Source organism: Ectorhizobium quercum (assembly GCF_026552795.1).
Taxonomy (GTDB): Bacteria; Pseudomonadota; Alphaproteobacteria; order Rhizobiales; family Rhizobiaceae; genus Ectorhizobium; species Ectorhizobium quercum.
The window spans coordinates 266,522-290,757 of sequence record NZ_JANFPI010000004.1 but is presented as its reverse complement, the minus strand read 5'-3'; the positions used below and the strand labels follow the sequence as shown (position 1 = coordinate 290,757).

The window sequence follows — 24,236 nt, the reverse complement described above, 5'->3', positions numbered from 1 at the left end:
CAAAGCGGGAAGGACTCTGGCCGCCGGCGATGCTATCAAGGATCCGTGCGTTCACGAGCATGGGATGAAGAGCGAGATGGTTCTGGTGCTGCGGTCCGTCGGCAAGCGCTATCAGACGGCGGAAGGGCCGCTGACGGTTCTGAAGGATATCGACCTGACGCTCGTTGCCGGGCAAAGCCTTGCGCTGACGGGCGAATCCGGCAGCGGCAAGAGCACGCTCCTGCATCTGGCGGCCGCCCTCGACACGCCGGACGAAGGCAGCGTCGCCATTGCCGGCCGCGACGTGTCGGCCATGAGCGAAAGCGGCCGGGCCGGCGTGCGCCGCACGCTGGTCGGCATCGTCTTCCAGCAGTTCAACCTCATTCCCTCGCTGACGGTCGCCGCCAACCTTTCCTTTCATGCCCGTCTGGCCGGCCGATCCGACCCCGCATGGGAAAACCGCCTTGCCGGGCGTCTCGGGCTCACGCCGCTCCTTGGGCGCTACCCGGAACAGCTTTCCGGCGGCCAGCAGCAGCGGGTCGCCATCGGCCGGACGCTTGCCGCCCGCCCGCCGCTGATCCTCGCCGACGAGCCGACCGGAAACCTCGACGAGGCCAATGGCGACGCGGTGATGGCGCTGTTTCTCGACCTGTTGCGGGAAAGTGCCGCCGCCCTGCTGATGGTCACGCATTCCGCCCGGCTGGCGCAGCGGCTCGACCGCCAGGTGACGCTCACCGGCGGGCGTATTCTCGCATGATCGGCGCGGGGCTTGCCGCACTCCTGTCCCACTGGCGCCGGCACCGGCTCCAGCTTGCCATGCTACTTATCGGCCTGTGCCTCGCCACCGCGCTGTGGTCCGGCGTGCAGGCGATCAATGCCGAGGCCCGCGCCAGCTACGACCGCGCCGCCGCCCTGCTGGGACAGGACCGGTTCGCCACGCTGGTGCCGTCCGGCGGGCGCGACATCGCCGAAGAGACCTATATCGCGCTGCGCCGGGCCGGGTGGCGCGTCGCCCCGATCATCGAAGGCGAGTGGCGGGCCGGCGGCCGGCGCCTCCATCTCGTCGGGATCGACCCCGTTTCCATGCCGGCGGGAACGACAGCCTCCATGCCCGGCACGGCGGACGACCTGCTCGCCTTCATCACCCCGCCGGGGCTCGTCCATGTCGCGCCCGCCACGCTGGCGGAGCTGGACGAGGCCGGAACGCCGCCGCTGCGGGCGGACCCGGGCCTTCTGCCCGGAACCGCGCTTGCCGACATCGGCATCGCCCAGCAGCTTCTTGACAGGCCGGGGCGGCTGACGCGGCTGATCGTCCTGCCCGACCAGCCGGCGGGACGCCCCGCCCTCGACGACGTCGCGTCCGGCCTGACGCTCCGCCCGCCGGACGGCGGCACCGATATCGGCCGCCTGACCGAGAGTTTCCACCTCAACCTGACGGCCTTCGGCTTCCTCGCCTTCATCGTCGGGCTGTTCATCGTCTATTCGGCCATCGGCCTCGCCTTCGAGCAGCGGCGGCCGACCTTCCGGATCCTGAGGGCGCTGGGGCTGACGGCGCGCATGCTCGTGGCACTGGTCCTTGCCGAACTGCTGGTCTTCTCCCTTGCCGCAGGTCTCGCCGGCCTGGCACTCGGCTTCGTCGTCGCCTCGCTGCTCATGCCGGGCGTCGCCGGCACGCTGAACGCGCTTTACGGCGCTGCCGTCGACGGCACCCTTTCGCTGCGCCCGCAATGGATCGCGAGCGGCCTTGCGATCTCGGTCGGCGGAACCTTGCTTTCGGCCGGCGGCAGTCTCTGGCGCATATCGCGCCTGCCGCCGCTCGCCTCGGGCCGGCCGCGCGCCTGGGCCCGCACCTCCCGGCGCATGCTCGCGGTCCAGTCGGGCGTAGCACTCGCGCTTCTGGCCGCGGCGGGGCTGCTAGCGCTTGCCGGCGAGGGCCTGCCTGCCGGCTTTGCCGTGCTCGCCTTTCTGCTGCTCGGCGCGGCGCTGCTGTGGCCGGGCGTACTCGACGCGGCCCTCGGCCTTGCGGAACGCTGGTCGACCGGGGTGCGGACGCAATGGTTCTGGGCGGATACCCGCCAGCAGATCCCCGGCCTCGCGCTTGCCTTCATGGCGCTGATGCTCGCCTTTTCCGCCAATGTCGGCGTCAGCACGATGGTGGCGAGCTTCCGCACCACCTTCACCGGCTGGCTGGACCAGCGGCTGGCCTCCGAGCTTTACGTGACGGCGCGCAACGAGGACGAAGCGCGCGCGGTGTCGGTCTGGCTCGCCGCCCGCGCCGATGCCGTCCTGCCGATGGTCGATGTCGCGGCGGACCTCGGCGGCCAGCCGGGGCAGATCTACGGCGTGGCCGACCATGCCACCTACCGCGACCGTTGGCCGCTTCTGGACGCGATGCCCGATGCATGGGACCGGGTGCGGGCGGGCGACGGCCTGCTCGTCAACGAACAGCTCTACCGCCGAAACGGTCTGCGCCTCGGCGAGCGGCTCACCCTGCCGGACGGCCTCGCGCCGGAGATCGTCGGCGTCTATTCGGATTACGGCAATCCGTCCGGTCAGGCGATGATCGGCATCGGCCTCTTCACCCGGTATTTTCCCGGCACGCCCGTGCTGCGCTTCGGGGTGAGGGCGCCACCCGACACCGTTCCGGCGCTGAGGCAGGGGCTCGAAACCACGTTCGGCCTCGGCCCGGCCAACGTCACCGACCAGGCCTCGATCAAGGCGCGGTCGCTGGCGATCTTCGAGCAGACATTCGCGGTGACGGCGGCGCTGAACGTGCTGACGCTCGGGGTTGCGGGCATCGCGCTGTTCGCCAGCATGACGACGCTTTCGGGCATGCGCCTGCCGCAGCTCGCGCCGGTCTGGGCGATGGGTTTCACCCGCGCGTCGCTCGCCGGTCTGGAGCTTCTGAAAACGGTCCTGCTGGTGGTCGCGACGCTTCTGCTGGCCATCCCGGTCGGGGTGGCGCTCGCCTGGGTGCTGCTCGCCATCGTCAATGTCGAGGCCTTCGGATGGCGGCTGCCGCTCAGGCTCTTCCCGCGCGACTGGATGATGCTCGCCGGCTTCGCGGTCGCGGCGGCGCTGGTTGCGGCGGCCCTGCCGCTCGTCCGGCTGTCGCGGGTCGCGCCCGCCGATCTGCTGAAGGTGTTCGCCCATGAACGTTAGGGACATCGCCCGGAAAACGGTGGCCGCAGCGGCCTTCCTCATATGGGGATGCGCCGCCGCCCTCGCGCAGGGCTTCGCCGGGCTCGGCGGCGATGCGCAGGGGTTTGCCGTGCCGGAGCGCGGCACGGCGCTCGCATTTCCGCGCGATCACGGCCCGCATCCCGAATTCCGCATCGAGTGGTGGTATGTGACCGCCGTTCTCAAGGGCGAGGACGGCCGCGATTACGGCGCGCAATGGACGCTGTTCCGCTCGGCGGCGGCACCGCGCGAGACCGAGGGCTGGTCGAGCCCGCAGCTGTGGATGGGCCATGCCGGACTGACGACGCCCGACGCGCATCATTCCGCCGAGCGCCTGTCCCGCGGCGGCACCGGCGAGGCCGGCGCGACGGCGCAACCCTTCGCGGCCTGGATCGACGAATGGCGGCTTGCCGCTCCGCCGGGCGCCGCATCCGGCGATGCGCTGGACAGGCTCGACATGGCGGCCGGCGGCGGCGATTTCCGCTACGACCTGACGCTGGAGGCAAAGGGTCCGCTGGTGCGCCACGGCGACGGCGGCTATTCGGTGAAATCGCAGAGCGGGCAGGCGAGCTACTATTATTCGCAGCCGTTCTACGAGGCGTCCGGCACGATAGAGATTGGCGGACGGACGGTTTCCGTCACCGGCAAGGCGTGGCTCGACCGCGAATGGTCGAGCCAGCCGCTGGCCGCCGACCAGACCGGCTGGGACTGGTTCTCGCTGCATTTCGAGACCGGCGACAGGATGATGGGCTTCCGGCTGCGGCAGAGGGACGGCGGGGCCTTCACATCCGGCACCTGGATTGCGCCCGACGGCACGCCGTCGCCCCTCGGCCCCGACGACCTGAAGCTGACGCCGCAGGGGACCGCGACCGTCGCGGGCCGGACGATCCCGGTCGTCTGGCGGGTGCAACTGCCGGCGCGCGGTCTCGACGTCACCGTCAGGGCGCTGAACGACGCCGCCTGGATGGACGGCCGCTTTCCCTACTGGGAAGGCCCGGTGCGCGTCACCGGCTCCCTGCCGGGAGAGGGCTATCTGGAAATGACCGGATACGAGTAACGCCGTTTTCACCGGCACGAAAAAGCCGGCACGTCAGGCGACTTGCCGGCTCAGTGTATTGCCAACCCTCTCCTTCGTCACCCTCGGGCTCGACCCGAGGGTCCACGCCGCAAGCGGCGCGGTGGATGGTCGGGTCAAGCCCGACCATGACGGAAGAGAGTGATACGCTCTTTGTAAAAATCTGAGCCGGCAAGCCTCATGACATGCCGGCTCGTTCATAGGCGGGAGCGTCCGGCGCGTCAGCCGAAGGCCGGCTCCAGCTTTCCGTCGGCGTAGCGCTTCGCCATCTCCTCCAGCGGGATGGGCGTGATGCTGCCGGCATGGCCGGCGGTGCCGAATTCCTCGAAGCGCTGCTTGCACAGCTTGGTCACGGCGTCCATCGCCGGCTTCAGGTACTTGCGCGGGTCGAACTCGGCCGGGTTGGTGAAGAACACCTTGCGGATCTGGCCGGTCATCGCCAGACGGCAATCGGTATCGATGTTGACCTTGCGGACGCCGAACTTGATGCCGCGCTGGATTTCCTCCACCGGCACGCCCCAGGTCGGCTTGATGTCGCCGCCATGCGCGTTGATGATATCCTGAAGCTCCTGCGGAACGCTGGAGGAGCCGTGCATCACCAGATGGGTGTTCGGCAGCTTGCGGTGGATCGCCTCGATGACGTGCATGGCCAGCACGGAGCCGTCCGGCTTCTTGGTGAACTTGTAAGCGCCGTGCGACGTGCCCATCGCCACGGCCAGCGCATCGACCTTGGTGGCGGCCACGAATTTCAGCGCCTCGTCGGGATCGGTCAGAAGCTGGTCGTGGCTCAGCACGCCCTCGGCGCCGTGGCCGTCTTCCTGCTCGCCGCCGCCCGTTTCGAGCGAACCCAGCACGCCCAGCTCGCCCTCGACCGAAATGCCGCGGCGATGCGCTTCCTCGACGACCGATCTGGTCACGCCGACATTGTAGTCCCAGTCGGCCGGGGTCTTGCCGTCGGCGAGCAGCGAACCGTCCATCATCACCGAGGTGAAGCCGGAATCCATCGCGCTCTGGCACGTCTTGAACTCGTTGCCGTGGTCGAGGTGCATGCAGACGGGGATCTGCGGGTAGATCTCCGTCACCGCGTCGATGATGTGGCGCAGCATGATATCGTTGGCATAGGCGCGCGCGCCGCGCGAGGCCTGAAGGATGACGGGCGCGCTGCACTCGCTGGCGGCAGCCATGATCGCCAGTGCCTGCTCCATGTTGTTGATGTTGAACGCAGGCACCGCGTAGTTGTTCTCGGCTGCGTGATCAAGCAATTGTCTCAGTGTAATTCTCGGCATCTCTGGCTTCCTGGTCTGTACTTCAGTGGAACGGCTGCCGCCCGGTGACGGCATCCGAGTTTTCGTCAGTAGGAACATAGACTAACAGGCTATGCGGAGAATGTCTCTCAGGCATCCGGCTGAAATAAATGCAATGTGCGAGCAACACACAGCTTGTTTGACACAGACATGTGACACGGCGGCGTGAACTTTATTTCAAACGTTTGAATTGAAGGTTCCGCGCCTTGCCCGCCATGTCCTTGCGCCCAAATGCCGCCGGTTACGACCCGAAACCCGGCGAATGGGACGGCCCGGCGCACCGTTTTTTCGCCCTATTCTGCGACATCCGCGACCGTGAGGCCGACCAGCGGCAGGACGGCGGGCGTGATCTGGAAGACGGCGATTCCCGCCAGCAGGGCGAGCGCCCCGACCGCGGCGAACCGCGTGCCGAAGGCGGCTGTTCCGAAGGCGAAGGCATAGGCGCTCTTGGCGACCGTGTTGGAAATCACCGCCGCGCCGAGCGCGATGCAGGCGAATTCGGTGCCGATCTGGCCGATCATCCCGGTCACGGTGACGGTCACGGCATCGACATCCGCCAGCCCCGACAGGACGGAGACGGCGATCAGCCCGGCCTGTCCGAGCCAGGCCGTGGCGGCGCGGGCCAGAAAGGCGATGACGACCAGCAGCACCGCCATTTTCACCACGGCGCCGATCTCGAACGGGTTGCGCGGGCTGATCGCTGCGTGCTCCGTCGTCTGCCGCCGCGCCAGCACCGTTGCCGCCAGTGCCATGACCGCGGCGGTGACGGCAAGCGCCGGGCCGATCCGCGCGGCCATCTGCGGTGCGAGCAGGGCGGCCAGAACCGCCACCTTGGCGCAGGAGACCGCATTGGCCGCCAGTGCGCCGGCCAAGAGGGTCGGCATGGTGGGCAGGCTGCGGCTGAGGCGGGCATTGGTGATCGACACGCCGGTCGAGGAGATGAGCCCGCCGACCGCGCCCGCCAGAAGCTCGCCCTGGGTCGGGCCGAAGGCCTTCACCGCCGCATAGCCGATGAACGAAACGCCGGCCAGAAGGACGACGAGCTTCCATGTGCCGGCGGGCGAAATGCCGCCGAAGGGGCCGACCGGTTCCACCGGAATGATCGGCAGGATCACAAAGGCCATCGCCAGGAAGATGATGGCGGAGCGCAGCTCGGTCCATGTCAGCGTGCGCATGAAGCCGTGCAGGACGCCGCGGCTGGCCAGAACCGCTGCGAGCGTGACGCCGCCGGCGGCGGCGAGCGTCTGGCTGCCCGAGACGGCCAGCGCGCCGAGCGCGAAGGTCGACATGGCGGCCACCACGGAGGTGACGCTGTGATTTCCCGACACCACAGCCTCCCGGTACTGGAAGAGGGCGAAGACGGCGGAAAAGACGACAAACATGCCGGTCAGCACCAGGCCGGGGGAGGAGGGGGCCGGATCGATGAAGGCGGCAAGGCCGCCCAGCATGCCGGAAAGGGTGAATGTCCTCAGACCGGCGGTGCGCTGGCCGGCTTCCTCGTCCCGCTCGCGCCAGTGGCGCTCGACACCGACGACCGCGCCAATCGCGATCGCAAGGCCGAACCGTTCGAAAAGCTCGATGGTCTCCATAGTCCGCGCGCCTCCTATTCGACGAGGATGGCGCGGAAATCGTTGACATTCGTGCCGGTCGGCCCGGTCACGAACAGGTCGCCCGTCTTCTCGAAGCCCGAATAGCTGTCGTGGGCGGCGAGAAGCGCCTGCCCGTCCAGCCCGGCCTCGCGCAGACGTTCCGCGCTCTGCCCGTCGGCGAAGGCGCCGGCATTGTCCTGCGATCCGTCGATACCGTCCGTATCGGCGGCCAGAGCCGTCACCGGCAGGCCCTCCGCCGCCAGCGCGAAAGCCAGCGCGAACTCGCCGTTGCGCCCACCCCGGCCGCCCTCTTCGCGAACCGTGACGGTGGTTTCGCCGCCGGACAGCAGCAGGCAGGGCTTTTCGAAGGGACGGTTGCGGGCGGCGATTTCGCGGGCGAGCGCCGCATGCACCAGCCCCACGTCGCGCGCCTCGCCCTCCATGCTGTCGGAAAGGATATGGGCGGCGATGCCCCGCTTGCGGGCCGTTTCCGCCGCCGCCTCCAGCGAGCGCGCCGCCGAGGCGATGACATGATGCTCATGCCGGGCGAACACCGGATCGCCGGGCAGGGGAGCGTCGGCATCCGGCGAGCGCAGATGCGCCATCATCGCCTCGGGAAGCGGCAGGCGATAGCGGGCGACGGCATCGAGCGCGTCCTGCCGCGTCGAGCGGTCGGGAACGGTGGGGCCGGAGGCGACCTGGGCGGGATTGTCGCCCGGAATGTCGGACACGATGAGGCTGACGACCCGGGCCTGCGTCGCCGCGGCGAGGCGCCCGCCCTTGATCGTCGAGAAATGCTTGCGCACCAGGTTCATGACGGAAATCGGCGCACCGGAGGCGAGCAGCATCTCGTTCAGGCGGATCTCGTCGTCGAGCGACAGGCCGGGCGGCGGGGCGGGCAGCAGCGCCGATCCGCCGCCGCAGACCAGCGCGATCACCAGATCGTCGGGCGTCAGGCCGGCCACGGCCTCGACAAGCCGCTTTCCCGCCCGCAATCCGGCCTCGTCCGGCACCGGATGGGCCGCTTCCAGCACCTCGACGTCGCGCGTCGGGCATCCGTAGCCGTAGCGGGTGACGACGACGCCGGACAGCGGGCCGGACCACAGGTCCTCCAGCGCCGCCGCCATCTGCGCTGCCCCCTTGCCGGCGCCGATCACCACCGTCCGGCCCTTCGGCGCCTCCGGCAGATGGCGTTCGATGGTGCCGGCAGGATCGGCGGCTTTCACCGCCGCCCGAAACAGCTCCGCCAGGAATTCGCGTGACATGCAAGACCTCCCCCGGACACGGCTGATTCGCGCCCGCCCGACCCGTTTTGCGGACAGTCTATACGATATCGGGCGGAATTTCCCGCCCCCGGACGCCGCATACCTGACGATCGTCAGGCCGGACGCTTCGCCGCAGCCCTGGCGGGGGATTGCGCGTGACTTGGCCATCCCCGCCGCGTACACTTTAATTTCGCGAAGCAGCCCGAGGACTGCGTTGCCGCTTCCTTCCGACCGTTGGTCGTCATTTTCATGCAATGCCGAAGGCCCGGGCGAGGGATTTCGGAGAAGAGGAGGGATCATGTCGGGTATCGATGAAGCCTGGGTTCGAAAGCGCGCCCATGAACTGTGGGAGGCGGAAGGCCGGCCCGAGGGGCGGGCTTTCGACCACTGGTATGCCGCAACCGCCGAGTTCTGGTCGCTGAGCGTCGCCGTTCCGGCGAAAAAGCCGGCGGCCGTCAAGGCGGCCGGCAAGGCCGTGGCCGCGCCTGCAACCGACAAGGCCGCAGCGAAACCGGAGCCGGCCAAGGCCAAGGCTCCGGGCCGCAAGAAGGCGCCGGCGGCGGGAAAATCCAAGGCCTGAACCGCACTTTTGCGGCCATGCGCCACGCATGGATGCAGAAAGCCCTGCGTTGAGCGATCAAGGGCTTGCGGCGCGCATTCATTTCGGCTGAAATGCAGGTTCCTGTCCGGCAGGGCGCACGTGAGAACGATGCCGCCCCGCGCCAGCCCAACCGATATGGAGCCTTGGTCAATGCGCCTGTCCCGCACGCTTGTTTCGCTCGTGTTCGCCGCCGCCGCCGGCCTGTCCGCCGCCGGGGGCGCCGCCGCCCAGACGGTGCTGAACATGGCAAACTGGCTTCCGCCCTCGCATCCGCTGATGACGGCGGTGATGATCCCCTATGCGGAGGCCGTGAAGACGGCGACCGAGGGCCGCGTGACGATCAACATCCTGCCCGCGCCGCTCGGCCCGCCCGCCGCGCATTTCGACTTCGCCATCAACGGCGTCGCCGACATCACCTACGGCGTGCAGGGCTACAATCCCGGCCGCTTCAAGACCACCAACCTCGCCGAGCTTCCCTTTCTCGGAGACAGCGCCGAAGCCAATTCGGTGGGCTACTGGCGCGTGTTCGACAGGACGCTGCGCGCGGCCGGCGAATATGACGACGTGAAGGTTCTCGGCGTCTTCACCCACGGCCCGGGCGAAATCTTCACCAAGGGCGTCGACCTGACCAGCACGGACGTCATCGCCGGCAGGAAGATCCGCGTCGGCGGCGGCATCGTCGCCGATCTGGTCAAGGCACTCGGCGGCGTGCCGGTCGAAGGCCCGTCGTCGAAGACCTACGAGATCATGTCGAGCGGCGTGGCCGACGGCATCACCTTCCCGTTCGAATCCGTCGCCTTCTTCAAGCTCATCCCGCTGCTCGACAGCGCCTTCCTCGTTCCCGGCGGGCTCTACAACACCTCCTTCTTCGTGGTGATGAACAAGGGCAAGTGGGAGGCGCTTTCCGACGAGGACAAGGCCGCGATCGACAGCGTTTCGGGCGAGGCGCTGGCGCGGCTCGCCGGCCGGGCGTGGGATGCAGCGGACGCCGCCGGCAAGGCCGAGATGGAAGGCCGGATCGGCCTGGTGACGGCCACGCCCGAACAGGTGGCCGCCATCGAAGCCGGCCTGAAGGATATCGTCGACGCCAAGCTGGCCGAAGTGAAGGCCACCGGCATCGACGAGCAGGCCGCCTACGCGGACCTCAAGGCGGAGATCGGCAAGGCGGAAAAAGGCGAATGAGCGGCGAAGCGGAACCCGCCGGCGCGGGCGCCCGCAGCACGGGACCCGTCCACACGGTGCTGTCGGTCATCTGCGGCGTCATGCTGCTGGCGATGATGTTCGTCACGCTTCTCGACGTCGTCGGCCGTTATTTCCTCAACAGCCCGTTGCAGGGCGCCACCGAACTGACGGCGATGCTGCTCGTGGCCACCATCTTCGTCGGCCTGCCCGCCGTCTGCCTGGACGAGGACAACGTGACGGTCGATCTTCTGGTCGACTACATGCCGGCCTGGATCCACCCGCTGCGCATCCGGGCGATCCGCCTTCTCTCGGGCGTCGTTCTGGCGGTCGTCGCCTGGCGGCTCGCCGTCCACGGGCAGGCGCTCGCCTCCTACGGTGAAACGACCGTCAGCCTCCACCTCCCGGTCGCGCCCTTCGCATGGCTTGCTGCCGGCGGCACGCTGGCCGCCTCGCTCATCACCTTCTGGCACGGGCTGGCCCGGCGTCCCTTCTGACTTTTTCGGAGTGCATATCATGAGCTGGCCGGTCGGAAGCCTTCTCTTCCTGGCGCTGATGTTCGCCGGCATGCCCATCGCCTTCGCGATGGCGCTGGTCGGCGTCGTCGGCACCATGTCCATCATCGGCGTGGCGCCGGCGCTTTCGCTGCTCGGCCAGACCTTCTTCGACAACGGCCGCGAATATTCGCTGTCCGTGCTGCCGCTGTTCCTGATGATGGGCAATTTCGTCGTGCAGTCGGGCATTGCCGGCGATCTCTATCAGGCGGCCCATGCCTGGCTGAGACACCGCAAGGGCGGGCTCGCCATCGCCACCATCTTCGCCTGCGGCGGCTTTTCCTCCGTCTGCGGCTCGTCGATGGCGACCGCCGCCACGATGGCGAAGATCGCGCTGCCCTCGATGCGCCGCTACCGCTATCCCGACAGCCTCTCGACGGCCTCGATCGCGGCGGGCGGCACGCTCGGCATCCTTATTCCGCCCTCGGTGATTCTCGTCTTCTACGGCATCATGACCCAGCAGGACATCGGCAAGCTGTTTCTCGCCGGCATCATTCCGGGCATCATCGGCATTCTCGGCTATTCGCTCGCCGTGACGATCTCGGTGCGCTACCGCAAGCTGGACCTGCCGGTGGAACCGAAGCTGCCGCTGATCGAGCGGCTGAAGGCGACGCGCGGCGTCGCCGGCGCCCTCGTGCTGTTCGGCTTCGTGATGGGCGGCATCTATGCCGGCGCCTTCACGGCGACCGAATCCGCCGGCATGGGCGCGGCCGGTGCGCTGCTGCTCACCCTGCTCAAGCGACGGCTCAATCTGGCGGAAACCTTCCGCACGCTCTACGAGACGGCGAAGAACACGGCGATGATGTTCTTCGTGCTGTTCGGCGCGCTGACCTTCACCAACTACGTCAACCTGTCCGGCATGACGACCGACCTGCAAAGCGCGCTCTCGGGCTTTTCCAGCCCGCTGGCGATCATTTTCATCATCCTCGCCATCTACCTGCTCCTCGGCTGCGTGCTCGAAAGCCTGTCGATGATCACGCTGACCGTGCCGCTGTTCTATCCGGTCGTCGCCGCCGCCGGTTTCGACCTCATCTGGTTCGGCATCTTCGTGGTGGTCGTCACCGAAATCAGCTACATCACCCCGCCGGTGGGGCTGAACGCGTTCGTGCTGCGCTCCGTGGTCCGCAACGTCAGCCTGCGGACGATCTTTTCCGGCCTCGTGCCCTTCGTCGCCATAGACTTCGTGCGCATCCTGCTCCTGATCGCCTTCCCGGTCATGGCGCTGTACCTGCCTTCGCAGATGTGAGGGAAGGGGCCGGACGGCGGCCTCTTCCCGCCGCCCTTCAGGCCTTGCCGAAGCCGCCACCGGTGGGGGTGACGACCGTGACGGCCTCGCCGGGTTGCAGAACGGTCTGGGCGCAGCCCGCCAGCACCTCCACGGAACCGTCCAGACGCCGCACCTCGGTGCGCCCGGTTTCGCCCGGCCCGCCACCGAGAAGGCCATGCGGCGGGATCGTCCGGTGCGAGGAGAGGATCGCGCATTCCATGCTTTCGCGGAAGCGGATGGTGCGCTGCGTGCCGCCGCCCGAGCGGAACTTCCCCTGTCCGCCCGAGCCGCGGCGGATGTGGAAGTTCTCCAGCACCACGGGAAAGCGGAATTCGAGGATTTCCGGGTCGGTGAGACGCGAATTGGTCATGTGGACATGCACGCCGTCGGCGCCGTCGAAACCCGTCCCGTCGTTCAGCACGCCGGCCGGGCTGCCGGAGCAGATCGTCTCGTAATACTGGTAGGCGGCGTTGCCGAACGTCAGGTTGTTCATCGATCCCTGCGAGGCGGCAAGCGCGCCGAGCGCCCCGAACAGCGCGTTGGTGACGTGCTGGCTCGTCTCGACATTGCCGGCGACGACCGCCGCCGGATAGACCGGCTTCAGCATCGAGCCTTCGGGGATGACGATGTGGATCGGCCGCAGGCAGCCGGCATTCATCGGAATGTCCTGTTCGACCATGACCCGGAAGACATAGAGCACGGCGGCGCGCGCGACCGGCTCCGGCGCGTTGAAATTGTTGGGCTGTTGCGGGCTGGTGCCGGTGAAATCCACCGTTGCTTCGCGCTTGTCGCGATCCACGGTGATCTTCACCCGGATCACGCTCCCCTGGTCGGTCGGGCAGGTGAACGCGCTGTCGGACAGCCGGGCGACGACGCGGCGCACGCTTTCCTCGGCATTGTCCTGAACGTGGCCCATATAGGCCTGCACGACGTCGAGGCCGAAATGGGCGACCATCCTGCGCAGTTCCTGCACGCCCTTGGTGTTGGCGGCGATCTGCGCCTTGAGGTCGGCGATGTTCTGGGCCGGGTTGCGGGCCGGCCATGCGTGGTCGGTCAGCATCGCCTCCAGCTCCCGTTCGCGGAAGCGCCCCTGTTCGACGGCGAGGAAATTATCGAACAGAACGCCCTCCTCGTCGACGGTGGTGGCCAGCGGCGTCATCGAACCGGGCGCCTTGCCGCCGATATCGGCGTGATGGCCGCGCGAGGCGACGTAGAAGAGAATGTTTTCCTGCGCGTCGTCGAAGACCGGCGTCACCGCGGTGATGTCGGGCAGGTGCGTGCCGCCATTATAGGGCGCATTGAGCGCGAAGACGTCGCCGGGGCGGATCCGGCCGGCATTGAGGCGGATGATCGTCTCAACGGAACGGTCCATCGATCCCAGATGCACCGGCATGTGCGGCGCATTGGCGACGAGCGCGCCGCTGGCGTCGAACACTGCGCAGGAGAAATCGAGGCGCTCCTTGATGTTGACCGAATGCGCGGTGTTCTGGAGCGTCACGCCCATCTGCTCGGCAATCGACATGAACAGGTTGTTGAACACTTCCAGCATCACCGGATCGGCGCTGGTGCCGATGGCGGCGCGGCGGGCGAGCGCCTCGACGCGGGTGAGCACGATGTGGTCGCGGCTGTTGATCTTCGCCTGCCAGCCCGGCTCGACCACGATGGTCTGGTGCGGTTCGATGATGAGGGCCGGCCCCCTGACCAGCGCGCCGGGGGTGAGGCCCCCGCGCGGATGAACGCCCGCCTCGTGCCACGCGCCGCCGGAGAAGAAACGCGTCGTGCCGCCGGGTTGCGCCGTCCATTGCGCCGTTTCGTCGACCGCCTCGTCTATGCCCGCGCCGCCGCCGATGCCTTCCACTTCCAGCGAATCGACCATCACCGGCCGGTCTTCGAAGATGAAGCCGAACTGCTTGCGATGCGCCTCCTCGAACGCCGCGACCATATCGTCCACGGACCCGAAGGCGACGGGAAGGGCGGTATCGGTGCCCTTGTAGTTCAGATGCAGGCGGGTGACGACCTTCGCATCGCTAACGCCCTGCCGCGCCAGTTCCGCGCGCACCTCGGCCTCCAGCCCGCCGCGGGCCTCTGCGATGACGCCGCCGGCCTCGGAAAGCTCCTTCAGAACGGCGTGCTGGCGCACGGCGCGGATGTCGGCAAGCCCCATGCCGTAGGCCGAAAGGATGCCGGAGAAGGGATGAACGAGAACGGTCTTCATACCGAGGCTGTCGGCCACGAGGCAGGCATGCTGGCCGCCCGCGCCGCCGAAGCAGGTCAGGCAATAGCCGGTGATGTCGTAACCGCGTTGGACGGAAATCTTCTTGATGGCATTCGCCATGTTCTCGACCGCGATGGCGAGGAAGCCGTCGGCCACCTCCTCCGGCGAGCGCCCGTCGCCCACCTCGGCCGCCATCGCCGCGAAGGCATCGCGCACGGCTTCGGCATCGAGCGGCTGGTCCTGCTGCGGGCCGAAGATCGACGGGAAGAATTCCGGCTTCAGCTTGCCGACCATCACATTGGCGTCGGTCACGGCCAGCGGCCCGCCGCGGCGGTAGGCCTTGGGGCCGGGGTTGGCGCCCGCCGATTCCGGCCCGGCGCGGAAGCGCGAGCCGTCATAGGTCAGGATCGAGCCGCCGCCGGCGGCAACCGTATGGATCTTCATCATCGGCGCGCGCATGCGCACGCCGGCCACTTCCGTCTCGAAGGCGCGCTCAAGCTCGCCGTCGTAATGGGAGACGTCCGTGGAGGTGCCGCCCATGTCGAAGCCGATCATCCGGTCGAAGCCGGCAAGCCGGGTCGTCTCCACCGCGCCGACCACGCCGCCGGCCGGACCGGACAGGATCGCATCCTTGCCCTGAAAAAGGCTGGCGGCGGTCAGCCCGCCCGAGGATTGCATGAACATCAGTCGCGGGCCTTCCTCTCCGGTCAGGCCGAGTTCGGAGGCGACCTGATCGACATAGCGGCGCAGGACCGGCGAGAGATAGGCATCGACGACCGTGGTGTCGCCGCGCCCGACGAGCTTGATCAGCGGCGAAACCTCATGGCTGACGGAAACCTGCGTGAAACCGATCTCCCTCGCGACTTCGGCGGCCTGCTTTTCATGTTCGGGAAAGCGGTAGGAATTCATGAACACGATGGCGACGGCGCGGACGCCCGTGTCGAACGCCGCCTTCAGCGCCGCTTCGAGGGACGCCCCGTCGAGCGCCTTTTCCACCGTGCCGTCGGCCAGCACGCGCTCGTCCGCCTCGATGACGGAGGAATAGAGCAGTTCCGGCTTGACGATCTTCTTGGCGAAAATGTCGGGCCGCGCCTGATAGCCGATGTCGAGCGCATCGCGGAAACCTCGCGTCGTGACGAGCACGACGCGTTCGCCCTTGCGTTCCAGCAGCGCATTGGTGGCGACCGTGGTGCCCATCTTCACCGCGCCGATCCTGTCCGCCGGCACCCTGTCGTCCCGGCCGAGGCCGAGCAGGTCGCGGATGCCCTGAACGGCGGGATCGCGATAGGCCTCGGGATTCTCGGAGAGAAGCTTGTGGGCGACCAGCGTCCCGTCCGGCCTGCGGGCCACGATGTCGGTAAAAGTGCCGCCGCGGTCGATCCAGAAATCCCAAAGCTCAGGCATGTCCGTTCCCTCGTCATGAATTGATCCGGCGAACGGAAACATTTTATCGATAAATCATCAATATGGTGCTTGCAGAAATTTGCCCGCCGGCGATAGCTAAAGCATTTCCGGCAAACGGCGCAGCGCGGTTTGCGCGATGAGGAACAAGCGCGGGGCAGCCGGAAGAGGCCCCGGCAAGACGGCGGGATAGGGCATGGCGGACATCGAGCAGGATCTGGGACCGATCGCATCTTCGGGACATCTGGCCAGAGGGGCGTTGCCGGCGCTGTCGGAAATCGAATTCGGGCTGATCATGCTCGACCATGCCTTCAGCCGCTGGATCGTGCGCTGCATGGCCGCCGCCGGCGTGCCGGACCTTTCCCCCGTCGACACCATCATCCTTCACAATATCCGCAGCCGCGGCAAGCCGAAGACCATCGCCGACCTGTGCCTCATCCTCAACATCGAGGATACGCATGTCGTGACCTATGCGGTGAAGAAGCTGGAGCGCCTGAAGCTGATCCGCTCCGGCAAGCGCGGCAAGGAGAAGCTCGTCTCCATCACCCCGGCGGGGGAAGCGGCCTGCGAACGCTATTTCGCGATCCGCGAGGCCCTTCTCGTCAAGTCGGTCCTGGCGACGGAAATGTCGCCGGACAATCTTTCGGCGATCGCCGCCCGACTGCGGGCGCTGTCCGGCCACTACGATCAGGCCGCCCGGTCGGCAGCCGCGCTTTAAGGTCGGAACCTATGCTCCGCGCGGCCGGAAAGGCCGTCAGAAGACCACGATGCGCGCCTTGCCCGGAACGCGGTCGTAGAGGTCGATCACGTCTTGATTGATGAGGCGGACGCAGCCCGACGACACGGACTTGCCGATGGAGGCCCATTCGCGGGTGCCGTGCAGGCGATAGAGCGTGTCCTCGCCGTTCTGGAAGATGTAGAGCGCCCGCGCGCCGAGCGGATTGTTCGGGCCGGGCTCCTGGCCGCCGTTCTCGACCGAATATCGCGCAAGCGACGGCTGGCGGGCGATCATTTCCGCCGGCGGCTTCCAGCGCGGCCATTTCTGGCGCCAGTGGATGACGCCTTCGCCCGACCAGTCGAAACCGGCGCGGCCGAGGCCGACGCCGTAGCGCATGGCGGTGCCGCCCGGTTCCACGACATAGAGAAAGTTCGAGCGCGTATCGACGACGACCGTGCCCGCCCGTTCGCCGGTCGTGTTCACCACCCGCTGGCGATAGAAGCGCGGATCGATCTGGCGGAAAGGCACGGCCGGCAACTGATAGCCGCCGTCTTCCATAGCCGCATAGCGGCTTACCAGTTCCTCCTCGCTCGGCGGCCCCACGGGCCGGCTGGCCGCCATCGGCCCCGGCACGCGCGCGCCACCGGTGGAACATCCCGCCAGAGCCGCGGTCAGGGAAAGCATGCCGGCCAGAAGGCCCCGGCGCTGGACGAGCCTGTCATCGAATCGCATCGTTGTTCCTGTGAATAGGGGTTGAATCGCACGCAATCAGTCACATCTTCGCCGCCTCGGCAAGCCGCGAACCGGGGGAAGGAGCCCGGAACGGGAAAACCCCGGGGGGCAGGACCTGTTCAATTGACGCATTCTGTTCGAAGGGCGTTGCGGATTTCGCGCCCGGACGTCGTCGGGAAGATTTGAAAATGATCGGCATTTCCTGCCTCTTTCCTCCTCGCCGGACACGAAATCCGCAACGCAGAATGCGCCAATTTAATCGGTCCTGACCCTACGCGTCGGGCGGTAGCGCGCCAGCCTTTTCAGCGCCGGCCAGCAGTTCGTCCAGCTTCGAAAGCTGCGTGTGATGCAGAAGAAGCACGCCGAGCTTGCCGGCGAGCTGGCGGGCGGCGCGCGTGTAGTCCGAAGGCGCGACGACGGCGGCATGGGTGGCGTCGATGAAGGCGGCGGCGGCATGCACTTCCTGGATCGCCTTGTTGCCGACGACGCTGTTGTGCAGCTTGCATTGCAGGGCGACCTTCACGCCGCCCTTGACGGCGACCACATCGACGCCCTGATCGGCGGAGGAGACGGTCGCCTCCGCCTTCCAGCCAAACCGGCTGAGCTGGCTTGCGCACCAGCGCTCGTATTCGTAAGGGTCGCCGGAGCGGAAGCGGCCGGCCGACGACACGGCCTCCGCCTCGCAGGCCCAGCCCTTCACCCGTTCGGTCAGTTCCTCGTCGAAGGCGGCGATGCGCTCCGGCGAGCCGGCAATGCCGGTGCTCTCGCGAAAACGCTCCAGTTCCTTGCTCCACGGCTTCATTTCCAGCCCGCCATAGGGATTGCGGCTGACGAGCTGACGATAGCGCAGGGCGAGCGCCTCGCGATGCTCTTCCGCGACGCCATGCCAGCGGCGCATCTCGTTCGCCAGCCGGGCCGCCTCGGTAAGGCGCGCGAACCACCACCACACGATGGCGACAGCCACCGGCAACAGGACGGCGACCGCAAAGAACACCGGAAGATGGTGCCAGCCATAGAACCAGGAAAGCGCGGCGGCGACGCCCGCGCCGAAGACGAACAGATACATTTCGCGACAGTCTCTTTCGGATTCCGACCCAAGCGGCACGACGCAGCCGCCCGAACGGGATGTTGCCGATATGTTCTCGCTCAAAATGCGCGTTTTGGCAACAGGGCGGCGGGTCAGACCGAGCGCATCAACCCGCCGTCGACGCGGATATTCTGGCCGGTGATATAGGAGGCGCCTTCCGAGGCGAGGAAGGAAACGGTCGCGGCGACTTCCTCGGCCTTGCCGTAGCGCCCCATCGGAACCGCCTGGCGCCGCTCCTCCGAAGCGGGCAGGCTGTCGATCCAGCCCGGCAGGACGTTGTTCATGCGGATGTTTTCCGGGGCATAGGTATCGGCGAAAAGCTTCGTGAAGCTGGCGAGGCCAGCGCGGAACACCGCCGAGGTCGGGAACATCGACGAGGGCTCGAACACCCAGGCCGTGGAAATATTGACGATCGCACCCGATTTCTGCTGCTGCATGACCGGCGTCACCAGCCGCGTGGGACGCACGACATTGAGGAAATAGGTTTCGAGGCCCTTCATCCAGTCCTCGTCGGTGATATCGAGGATCGGCGCGCGCGGGCCGTGGCCGGCGGAATTGACGAGGACATCGATGCGGCCATAGGCCGACAGCGTTTCATCGACGAGGCGCCGGAGATCGTCCACGGACTGGTTGGACCCCGTGATGCCGATGCCGCCCAGCTGGGTCGCAAGCGCCTCTCCCTTGCCCGACGAGGAGAGGATCGCGATCCGGAAACCGTCCTCGGCAAGACGCCGCGCAGCCGCAGCTCCCATGCCGCTGCCGCCAGCCGTGACAATCGCTACTTTCCCGTCCGCCATGTTCCGCTCCTCTGCTTCTTTGATGGAGGAGCCGTTCTATAACAGGATCGGGACGAAGGCGAGACGGTTTTCAGCACGCGCTTCGCCCGGGGGGAGAAACGGCAGCGTCTTCACACCCTGTCCGCCGCCGCGACGGCCGGGGTTGCGGCGGGCCATAGCGGCGGCCGGATGGTTCAGTAAACCGGGAACAGGCCCCAGTAGAAATATTCGAGTTCGCGTTCGTCGACGCGATCGTCGTCATCCTCGTCGCTGTACCGGGCGCTGGTCTCGGTGCCGGGCAGCGGTCTCAATTGCGCCTCGATCAGTTCCCGAAAGAAAGACGCAATGCTGTTGAACGAAAGCAGGCTGGTCATGGTCGATGCTCCTGTCGTTGTTCAATGGATCGAGTGTTGCGGCGATCGGCCTTTCCGTCAATAGGCCCACGCGCAAATTCATTCCAATTTTACCGCAGTCTGGAGCCGAAATGGTCACGTTTTACGGCGAATCCTTGCGCTGCGGCAGAAACCTGATTTCGGATTCCGGCCGAAGCAGCGGCCTCGATGGAATAAAATACCAAAGGAAAAAGCGACTGTGGCAGCCGATTTTTCCCGCGCGACGAAGCGGGGAAATCCAGATTTCGACCGCGCGGCGTTTCTGGTGCATGATCCGGGCATGAAAGGTTCGTCGCAAGGAGCAGGCATGTGTACCACCCTGATCGTTCCCGGCCTCAACGGTTCGTGTGATGCCCACTGGCAGGGGCACTGGCTGCGCGAGCGGCCCGAATCGCGGCTGGTCGATCAGGAAAACTGGGCATGCCCCGTGCTGGAGGACTGGCGCGACCGCCTCGAGGCCGCGCTGGAAGCGACCGACGGCGCCTATATCGTCGCCCACAGCCTCGGCTGCATCCTGACGGCGAGCCTCGCCGGGCGAGCCTCCGCCCGCAAGGTGAAGGGCGCATTGCTCGTCGCGCCGGCCGATCTCGACCGGGTGGAAGCGCTTCACCCGTGCATCGTCAGTTTCGGCACCAGGCCTCTCGATCCGCTGCCCTTCCGCAGCATCGTGGTCGGCAGCCGCAACGACCCCTATATGGACGTCCGCGACCTGCAACGCCATGCCAACGCATGGGACAGCGCTCTCGTCGATCTGGGCGAGGTCGGGCACATCAACGTCGCCAGCGGCTTCGGACGCTGGGAGGAAGGCTACCGGATCTTCGACAGGCTGGCGCGCCAGACGACAGGCATCCGCAAACGCCGGTCCGTACACGTCGCCGACAGCGGCTTCGGCGCGGAGGCATCCTGACCGCGCCGCCGGACGATCGCCGCTGTCCGGCCATCACTCGATCAGGCCGCGGCGGATGGCTTCGGCCACCCCATGCACGCGGTTGGCGGCCCCGAGCTTCTTGATGGCCGACTTGATATAGGTGTTGACCGTATCGACCGCATAGCCGCTTTCGGCGGCCACGGCTTCGCTGGTGCGCCCCTGGCTCGACAGTCTCAGGCAAATGACCTCGCCTTCGGAAAGCCTGAGCGTCTGCGCCTGGAACTTTTCGAGAATAGGGCCGGCGATGACCGCATAGGTCGCCGTGGCGACGGACGAAAAGAACGCTATCTCATCCTCGTCGAACGGCGTTGCGCGGGAAAAAGTGACCGCACCGTAAAGCACGTCGCCGCGCAGAAGCGGAAACAGGGTGCGGTTGTGGATGCCGAACGTGTCCTTCAGATAGCGCAGTCTCTCCGGCATCGGATGCTTGCCGTAGACCTCCGCCTCCGTCAGCGGCCCGCGGGCCGACAGCGATTCGTTGACGAAGGGATCGAACTTCAAAAGCCCGTCGGCATAATAGGCATCGAGGAAGGCCGGGGGCAGGTCCGCATCGATGGACGCGCCGGAACCGTGACGGTAATTGTCGAAGTCGAGCCCGCTCACCACGATGTAGTCGAACGGCACGGCACGGCGCAGCCTGTCCACGAAAGGATGGCTGTTGAAATGCCTGCATCTGGGCAGGGAGGCGAGATCTACGGCCTCCTCCAGTGGGAGGCCCAGGGCAAAAGCGGATCCGAACGGCACGCGGCAATACCTTTAAAACTGATTTCGTTCAAGAATTCAGCCCCGGAGTTAAGCGCGGGTTAAGCTGGCGTTCCGGGTTCTGACACATTCCAACGTATTTTCGATCCCGCAGGAACACGGCCTCAACATGGCACGCCCGCTGTTCGCGGCGGCATGTCTGTATCGGAACGATGGCGGCAGAACGGCGCGGGCGCAGAAAACGGCATGCCGGAACGGAAGGACGCGCCGGCGCGGGAGATCGCCGGCATGGAGCGGCATTCCGGGCACACCGCAGCCCTTTCCGGCGTTTTCTGCGCGCTTCACGCCGGCGAAATCGCCTGCCGCGTCGGCCATTGCGGATGCGGAAAATCCGCGCGGCTGCCGAGGCTTAGCCATGCCATCCGGTCGGAGGGAACAGGAGCGAACGGGACAAGCCGGAAGGCTGTGCGCGAAACGGCCTTCCTTTCCCGGTCAACCGGTCTCGTCTTCGTCGCCGAGGGTGATGAGATGACGGCGCAACGCCTCGCGCGTGGCCTCGGCCCGGGAGGATATGCCGAGCTTGGCATAGATCGCCTTCACGTAATCGCTGACCGTGTATTCGGAAATGCCGAGCTTGGCGGCGATGTCGCGGATGCGCCCGCCCATTCCCAGCGCGCGCAGCACCTCGGTTTCGCGCGGGGTCAGGTGCACCAGCGCCTCCATGTCGGGCGGCAGGGCGGCGCCGGCGCGGATTCGCTCCACCAGCGCGATCTTGTTGCGGATCGCCGTCTGCAACAGGTCGAGGTCGATGGGCTTGGTCAGATAGTCGTCGGCGCCGGCCAGCCGGCCGGCCAGTTCGTCCTGCCGGTCGGCAAGCGCCGTCAGCATGAGAACGGGAACCGAGGCGAGCGCGGGGCGCAGGTTGCGGATCCGCGCGATGAGGTCGAGGCCGCTCAGGCCGGGCATCATCACGTCGCAGAGAATGAGATGCGGCGTCTGCCGGGCGAGGATATGCAGCGCCGCCACGCCGTCCGCCGCCGTCAGCACGGTATACCCCGCCGCGCTCAACTCGTCGGCCAGTTCGGCGCGCAGGTCGCCTTCGTCCTCGATGCAGAGAATGACGGGTTGCAGCGACATGTTCAGCGTTCCCCACGGCGCGGCAGGGTGAGGATGAACTCCGTGCCGCCGCCCTCGACCGGCCTGAATTCCAGCATTCCGCCATGCAGCACGGCGATGGCGCGGGACAGGTTCAGCCCCAACCCCGTGCCGGGTATATTGGCGGCGTTGCCGGCGCGGAAGAAGCGCGTGAAGATCTTCTCGCGGTCCTCTTCCGGAATGCCGATGCCCCTGTCGGCGACCGAGCAGAAAACGTGACCGGCATTGGCGAAGACCCGGACGCGGACCTCGGTGTCCTCCGGGGAATATTTGGTCGCGTTCGACAGGAGGTTGAGCAGTACCTGCTCGATGAGGGCCGCATCCGCCCGGCAGGGAAAGTCGCCGTCCTCGAAGGACAGGAGGATGTGCCGTTCGGGCTGAAGCTCCCGCTGATAGGCGCAGGCGCTCTCGACGATGTGGCCGAGATCGTTGTCGGTCAGGTCGACGGGAACGGCGCCGCCGTCGAGGCGCGCCGCATTGGTCGTGCTTTCCAGCATCCGCATCAGCCGCAGGCAGGCGTTGCGGATGCGCTGCGCCTTTTCCGCCACCGCTTCCGGCGGGAAGGCGCCGGGCCGGCGGATGAAGCTCTGGGCCACCATGTCGATGATCGACAGCGGCGTGCGGAACTGGTGCGACACGGTGGTGATGAAGCTGCGATAGATCTCGCTGATGTTCTTCTCCTTCTCCAGCGCAGAGGAAAGCGCCGCCGTCCGCTCCTCCACCATCGCTTCGAGACGCACCTTGTGCTCGGCCAGCGCCGCGCCGCTGCTGATCGCGGTACGGGTGTTGACGATCAGCCGCCAGATCAGGAACGAGCCGGTCAGCATCAGCCCGGCCACGGCCATGATGACGAGGTTGAGCGCCGAACTCTGCTGGTCGCGCCGCTCGCCGGCCTCCTCCCGCTCCACCAGCATGGCGCGGTTGGCCAGCCGGCCGAAATCGTCCATCATCGGCATCAGGATGGTGCGCACGCCGTGCGGCTCGATTCGTCCCGTCTCCACCGCCTGTTCCACCAGCACGTTGACCTCTTCCAGGGCGCGGGTATTGCGCTCGAGCGCCGGCCACAGGCCGATCCGGGTGAAATAAGTGCGCTGCGGCCCTTCGTTGAGCAGCGTTATGCGGCTGTGCAGGATATCCAGCCGCTCGGACAGCACATCGACGCTTCCGCCTTCATAGGCCAGCTCCAGCACCGCATCGCCCAGCTTGCGCGCCTCGCGCTCGGCCTGCGTGAGCGACCACAGCATGTTCTCCCCGATCTCCATGCGAACGGCATACTGGAACTGCATCAATTGCTGGAACGAATAGCCGAACAGCACGATGAAGCCGATGATGACAAAGCCCGTGAGCCGGTAGAGAGGCGAAGACGTCATAGCAGCTTCAACTGACGCAGTTGCCAGACCCAGCGGTGATCGTAGCGCGCGTCGCGCAGTTCCCGGTAATCGTCGCGTGGATAGACGATCCACAGCGGCCCCTTGTCCCTCAGCGTCAGCGCCTCGCCGTCCATGCGCCGCGCCAGGATCACATCCCACTTCACGGCATCGGCGACCGGGATCTCGACGCTGTAATCGTTATGGGCCAGTGCCTCGAACTGGGCGTCGGGCGCCTCGACGTCGATGCCGACCATCGTGAAGACGTCGCGCAGCAGAACCCCTTCGAAGTGGTGAACGCCGTCCATCCACGCCGTCTCGGTGTCGATCGTCTTCACGGGCAAGCGGTCGAGATCGGCATCGCCGAGGCGGGTCTCGGTTCCGTCCGTGCGCACCACCGTCAGCCGCACGGTGTCCTGCGCCATCGCGCGGCGCTGCGGCGCCAGCGCGGCTGCCGCGAGCAGAACCAGAGCCGAGCGGCCAAACTGCCGACGCGAAACGCCTTTGATGAAACCGGCCATTTTCAATGCCCTCTCTTCGAACCTGCACTGTAGTTTAAGGGCTTTCACCGCCGATGGAAACGTTGCACGGCGACCTTGCCCGGGGATGGCGCGTGCAGCCCGGCCGGAATGCAACCGGAACCGCCTTTCGCAGGCCGGAACCGTGGGGAGTAGCCGAGCGGATGACAGAAATTCACGGCGTCACGATGGAAACACCGCCCGCGGACCGCTATTCTGGTGCGATCCCGACCGGATTCGCAATCATCGGAA

General features: G+C 66.9%; 21 protein-coding genes. 9 read left to right on the top strand and 12 right to left on the bottom strand.

Features of this window, described 5'->3' with window-relative positions; all coding sequences use genetic code 11:
- Positions 1-76: 76 nt before the first annotated feature.
- The 3 genes from NOF55_RS13720 to NOF55_RS13710 are packed head-to-tail and all read left to right on the top strand — an operon-like array spanning position 77 to position 4,216.
- Complete coding sequence (locus NOF55_RS13720) at positions 77-736, top strand: ABC transporter ATP-binding protein (protein WP_306412216.1); 660 nt, start codon at positions 77-79, stop codon at positions 734-736.
- Positions 733-3,141, top strand: a complete 2,409-nt coding sequence (locus NOF55_RS13715) for an FtsX-like permease family protein (RefSeq protein ID WP_306411951.1) — start codon at positions 733-735, stop codon at positions 3,139-3,141. The genes NOF55_RS13720 and NOF55_RS13715 overlap by 4 nt, the downstream gene beginning before the upstream one ends.
- Positions 3,131-4,216 (top strand): lipocalin-like domain-containing protein, encoded by a 1,086-nt coding sequence (locus tag NOF55_RS13710; protein WP_306411950.1) that lies wholly within the window; start codon positions 3,131-3,133, stop codon positions 4,214-4,216. The genes NOF55_RS13715 and NOF55_RS13710 overlap by 11 nt, the downstream gene beginning before the upstream one ends.
- 239 nt (positions 4,217-4,455) lie before the next feature.
- On the opposite strand, the gene fba is transcribed toward NOF55_RS13710, so the two are convergent.
- From fba to NOF55_RS13695, 3 genes are all read right to left on the bottom strand, one after another.
- Positions 4,456-5,520 carry a class II fructose-bisphosphate aldolase gene (gene fba, locus NOF55_RS13705; RefSeq protein WP_306411949.1) on the bottom strand — a complete coding sequence of 355 codons (1,065 nt, stop codon included), beginning with the start codon at positions 5,518-5,520 and terminating at the stop codon, positions 4,456-4,458.
- Positions 5,521-5,831: 311 nt separating this feature from the next.
- Positions 5,832-7,127 (bottom strand): MgtC/SapB family protein, encoded by a 1,296-nt coding sequence (locus NOF55_RS13700; RefSeq protein WP_306411948.1) that lies wholly within the window; start codon positions 7,125-7,127, stop codon positions 5,832-5,834.
- 14 nt (positions 7,128-7,141) lie between these two features.
- Positions 7,142-8,392: a glycerate kinase type-2 family protein gene (locus NOF55_RS13695; protein ID WP_306411947.1), complete on the bottom strand. Its 1,251-nt coding sequence runs from the start codon at positions 8,390-8,392 to the stop codon at positions 7,142-7,144.
- 298 nt (positions 8,393-8,690) lie between these two features.
- Here NOF55_RS13695 and NOF55_RS13690 point away from each other — a divergent pair, with 298 nt between their 5' ends.
- The 4 genes from NOF55_RS13690 to NOF55_RS13675 all read left to right on the top strand — a co-directional run bounded on the left by NOF55_RS13690 (position 8,691) and on the right by NOF55_RS13675 (position 11,972).
- Positions 8,691-8,972, top strand: a complete 282-nt coding sequence (locus tag NOF55_RS13690; RefSeq protein WP_306411946.1) for a DUF2934 domain-containing protein — start codon at positions 8,691-8,693, stop codon at positions 8,970-8,972.
- Positions 8,973-9,143: 171 nt separating this feature from the next.
- Complete coding sequence (locus tag NOF55_RS13685; protein WP_306411945.1) at positions 9,144-10,175, top strand: TRAP transporter substrate-binding protein; 1,032 nt, start codon at positions 9,144-9,146, stop codon at positions 10,173-10,175.
- A complete protein-coding gene (locus tag NOF55_RS13680; protein WP_306411944.1) occupies positions 10,172-10,669 on the top strand; it encodes a TRAP transporter small permease in 498 nt (165 codons plus the stop codon). The genes NOF55_RS13685 and NOF55_RS13680 overlap by 4 nt, the downstream gene beginning before the upstream one ends.
- Positions 10,670-10,688: 19 nt before the next feature.
- Positions 10,689-11,972 (top strand): TRAP transporter large permease, encoded by a 1,284-nt coding sequence (locus tag NOF55_RS13675; RefSeq protein WP_306411943.1) that lies wholly within the window; start codon positions 10,689-10,691, stop codon positions 11,970-11,972.
- A gap of 37 nt (positions 11,973-12,009) precedes the next feature.
- Here the strand turns inward: NOF55_RS13675 and NOF55_RS13670 are convergent, their stop codons facing one another.
- A complete protein-coding gene (locus NOF55_RS13670; RefSeq protein WP_306411942.1) occupies positions 12,010-15,612 on the bottom strand; it encodes a hydantoinase B/oxoprolinase family protein in 3,603 nt (1,200 codons plus the stop codon).
- Positions 15,613-15,805: 193 nt separating this feature from the next.
- On the opposite strand from NOF55_RS13670, the gene NOF55_RS13665 reads away from it, so the two are divergent.
- On the top strand, positions 15,806-16,327 hold the full coding sequence (locus NOF55_RS13665; RefSeq protein WP_306411941.1) for a winged helix DNA-binding protein: 522 nt from the start codon (positions 15,806-15,808) through the stop codon (positions 16,325-16,327).
- A gap of 36 nt (positions 16,328-16,363) precedes the next feature.
- Here the strand turns inward: NOF55_RS13665 and NOF55_RS13660 are convergent, their stop codons facing one another.
- From NOF55_RS13660 to NOF55_RS13645, 4 genes are all read right to left on the bottom strand, one after another.
- Positions 16,364-17,059: a L,D-transpeptidase gene (locus NOF55_RS13660; protein ID WP_306411940.1), complete on the bottom strand. Its 696-nt coding sequence runs from the start codon at positions 17,057-17,059 to the stop codon at positions 16,364-16,366.
- A gap of 271 nt (positions 17,060-17,330) precedes the next feature.
- Positions 17,331-18,125 carry a restriction endonuclease gene (locus tag NOF55_RS13655; protein ID WP_306411939.1) on the bottom strand — a complete coding sequence of 265 codons (795 nt, stop codon included), beginning with the start codon at positions 18,123-18,125 and terminating at the stop codon, positions 17,331-17,333.
- 113 nt (positions 18,126-18,238) lie between these two features.
- Entirely contained in the window at positions 18,239-18,943 is a 705-nt protein-coding gene (locus NOF55_RS13650) for an SDR family oxidoreductase (RefSeq protein ID WP_306411938.1), read from the bottom strand.
- A 173-nt stretch (positions 18,944-19,116) separates the two neighbouring features.
- On the bottom strand, positions 19,117-19,296 hold the full coding sequence (locus NOF55_RS13645; RefSeq protein WP_306411937.1) for a hypothetical protein: 180 nt from the start codon (positions 19,294-19,296) through the stop codon (positions 19,117-19,119).
- A 325-nt stretch (positions 19,297-19,621) separates the two neighbouring features.
- Between NOF55_RS13645 and NOF55_RS13640 the strand changes: the two genes are divergently transcribed.
- On the top strand, positions 19,622-20,221 hold the full coding sequence (locus tag NOF55_RS13640) for an alpha/beta hydrolase (RefSeq protein ID WP_306411936.1): 600 nt from the start codon (positions 19,622-19,624) through the stop codon (positions 20,219-20,221).
- A 33-nt stretch (positions 20,222-20,254) separates the two neighbouring features.
- On the opposite strand, the gene NOF55_RS13635 is transcribed toward NOF55_RS13640, so the two are convergent.
- The 4 genes from NOF55_RS13635 to NOF55_RS13620 all read right to left on the bottom strand — a co-directional run bounded on the left by NOF55_RS13635 (position 20,255) and on the right by NOF55_RS13620 (position 23,987).
- On the bottom strand, positions 20,255-20,887 hold the full coding sequence (locus NOF55_RS13635) for a helix-turn-helix transcriptional regulator (protein WP_306411935.1): 633 nt from the start codon (positions 20,885-20,887) through the stop codon (positions 20,255-20,257).
- A 549-nt stretch (positions 20,888-21,436) separates the two neighbouring features.
- The gene (locus NOF55_RS13630; RefSeq protein ID WP_306411934.1) at positions 21,437-22,081 is read right to left on the bottom strand and encodes a response regulator transcription factor; all 645 of its coding nucleotides are present in this window, start codon (positions 22,079-22,081) and stop codon (positions 21,437-21,439) included.
- A 2-nt stretch (positions 22,082-22,083) separates the two neighbouring features.
- Complete coding sequence (locus tag NOF55_RS13625; RefSeq protein WP_306411933.1) at positions 22,084-23,469, bottom strand: sensor histidine kinase; 1,386 nt, start codon at positions 23,467-23,469, stop codon at positions 22,084-22,086.
- Positions 23,466-23,987, bottom strand: coding sequence for a putative pterin-binding protein (locus tag NOF55_RS13620; RefSeq protein ID WP_306411932.1), 522 nt, complete (start codon positions 23,985-23,987; stop codon positions 23,466-23,468). The genes NOF55_RS13625 and NOF55_RS13620 overlap by 4 nt, the downstream gene beginning before the upstream one ends.
- Between the last annotated feature and the right edge of the window lie 249 nt (positions 23,988-24,236).

Coding starts and splice junctions, on each gene's coding strand:
- NOF55_RS13690 (WP_306411946.1), top strand. CDS start 8,691: ATGTCGGGTATCGATGAAGCCTGGGTTCGAAAGCGCGCCCATGAACTG.
- NOF55_RS13680 (WP_306411944.1), top strand. CDS start 10,172: ATGAGCGGCGAAGCGGAACCCGCCGGCGCGGGCGCCCGCAGCACGGGA.
- NOF55_RS13620 (WP_306411932.1), bottom strand. CDS start 23,987: ATGGCCGGTTTCATCAAAGGCGTTTCGCGTCGGCAGTTTGGCCGCTCG.
- NOF55_RS13655 (WP_306411939.1), bottom strand. CDS start 18,125: ATGTATCTGTTCGTCTTCGGCGCGGGCGTCGCCGCCGCGCTTTCCTGG.
- NOF55_RS13710 (WP_306411950.1), top strand. CDS start 3,131: ATGAACGTTAGGGACATCGCCCGGAAAACGGTGGCCGCAGCGGCCTTC.
- NOF55_RS13665 (WP_306411941.1), top strand. CDS start 15,806: ATGGCGGACATCGAGCAGGATCTGGGACCGATCGCATCTTCGGGACAT.
- NOF55_RS13630 (WP_306411934.1), bottom strand. CDS start 22,081: ATGTCGCTGCAACCCGTCATTCTCTGCATCGAGGACGAAGGCGACCTG.
- NOF55_RS13650 (WP_306411938.1), bottom strand. CDS start 18,943: ATGGCGGACGGGAAAGTAGCGATTGTCACGGCTGGCGGCAGCGGCATG.
- NOF55_RS13660 (WP_306411940.1), bottom strand. CDS start 17,059: ATGCGATTCGATGACAGGCTCGTCCAGCGCCGGGGCCTTCTGGCCGGC.
- NOF55_RS13715 (WP_306411951.1), top strand. CDS start 733: ATGATCGGCGCGGGGCTTGCCGCACTCCTGTCCCACTGGCGCCGGCAC.
- NOF55_RS13700 (WP_306411948.1), bottom strand. CDS start 7,127: ATGGAGACCATCGAGCTTTTCGAACGGTTCGGCCTTGCGATCGCGATT.
- NOF55_RS13670 (WP_306411942.1), bottom strand. CDS start 15,612: ATGCCTGAGCTTTGGGATTTCTGGATCGACCGCGGCGGCACTTTTACC.
- fba (WP_306411949.1), bottom strand. CDS start 5,520: ATGCCGAGAATTACACTGAGACAATTGCTTGATCACGCAGCCGAGAAC.
- NOF55_RS13645 (WP_306411937.1), bottom strand. CDS start 19,296: ATGACCAGCCTGCTTTCGTTCAACAGCATTGCGTCTTTCTTTCGGGAA.
- NOF55_RS13695 (WP_306411947.1), bottom strand. CDS start 8,392: ATGTCACGCGAATTCCTGGCGGAGCTGTTTCGGGCGGCGGTGAAAGCC.
- NOF55_RS13625 (WP_306411933.1), bottom strand. CDS start 23,469: ATGACGTCTTCGCCTCTCTACCGGCTCACGGGCTTTGTCATCATCGGC.
- NOF55_RS13685 (WP_306411945.1), top strand. CDS start 9,144: ATGCGCCTGTCCCGCACGCTTGTTTCGCTCGTGTTCGCCGCCGCCGCC.
- NOF55_RS13720 (WP_306412216.1), top strand. CDS start 77: ATGGTTCTGGTGCTGCGGTCCGTCGGCAAGCGCTATCAGACGGCGGAA.
- NOF55_RS13675 (WP_306411943.1), top strand. CDS start 10,689: ATGAGCTGGCCGGTCGGAAGCCTTCTCTTCCTGGCGCTGATGTTCGCC.
- NOF55_RS13640 (WP_306411936.1), top strand. CDS start 19,622: ATGTGTACCACCCTGATCGTTCCCGGCCTCAACGGTTCGTGTGATGCC.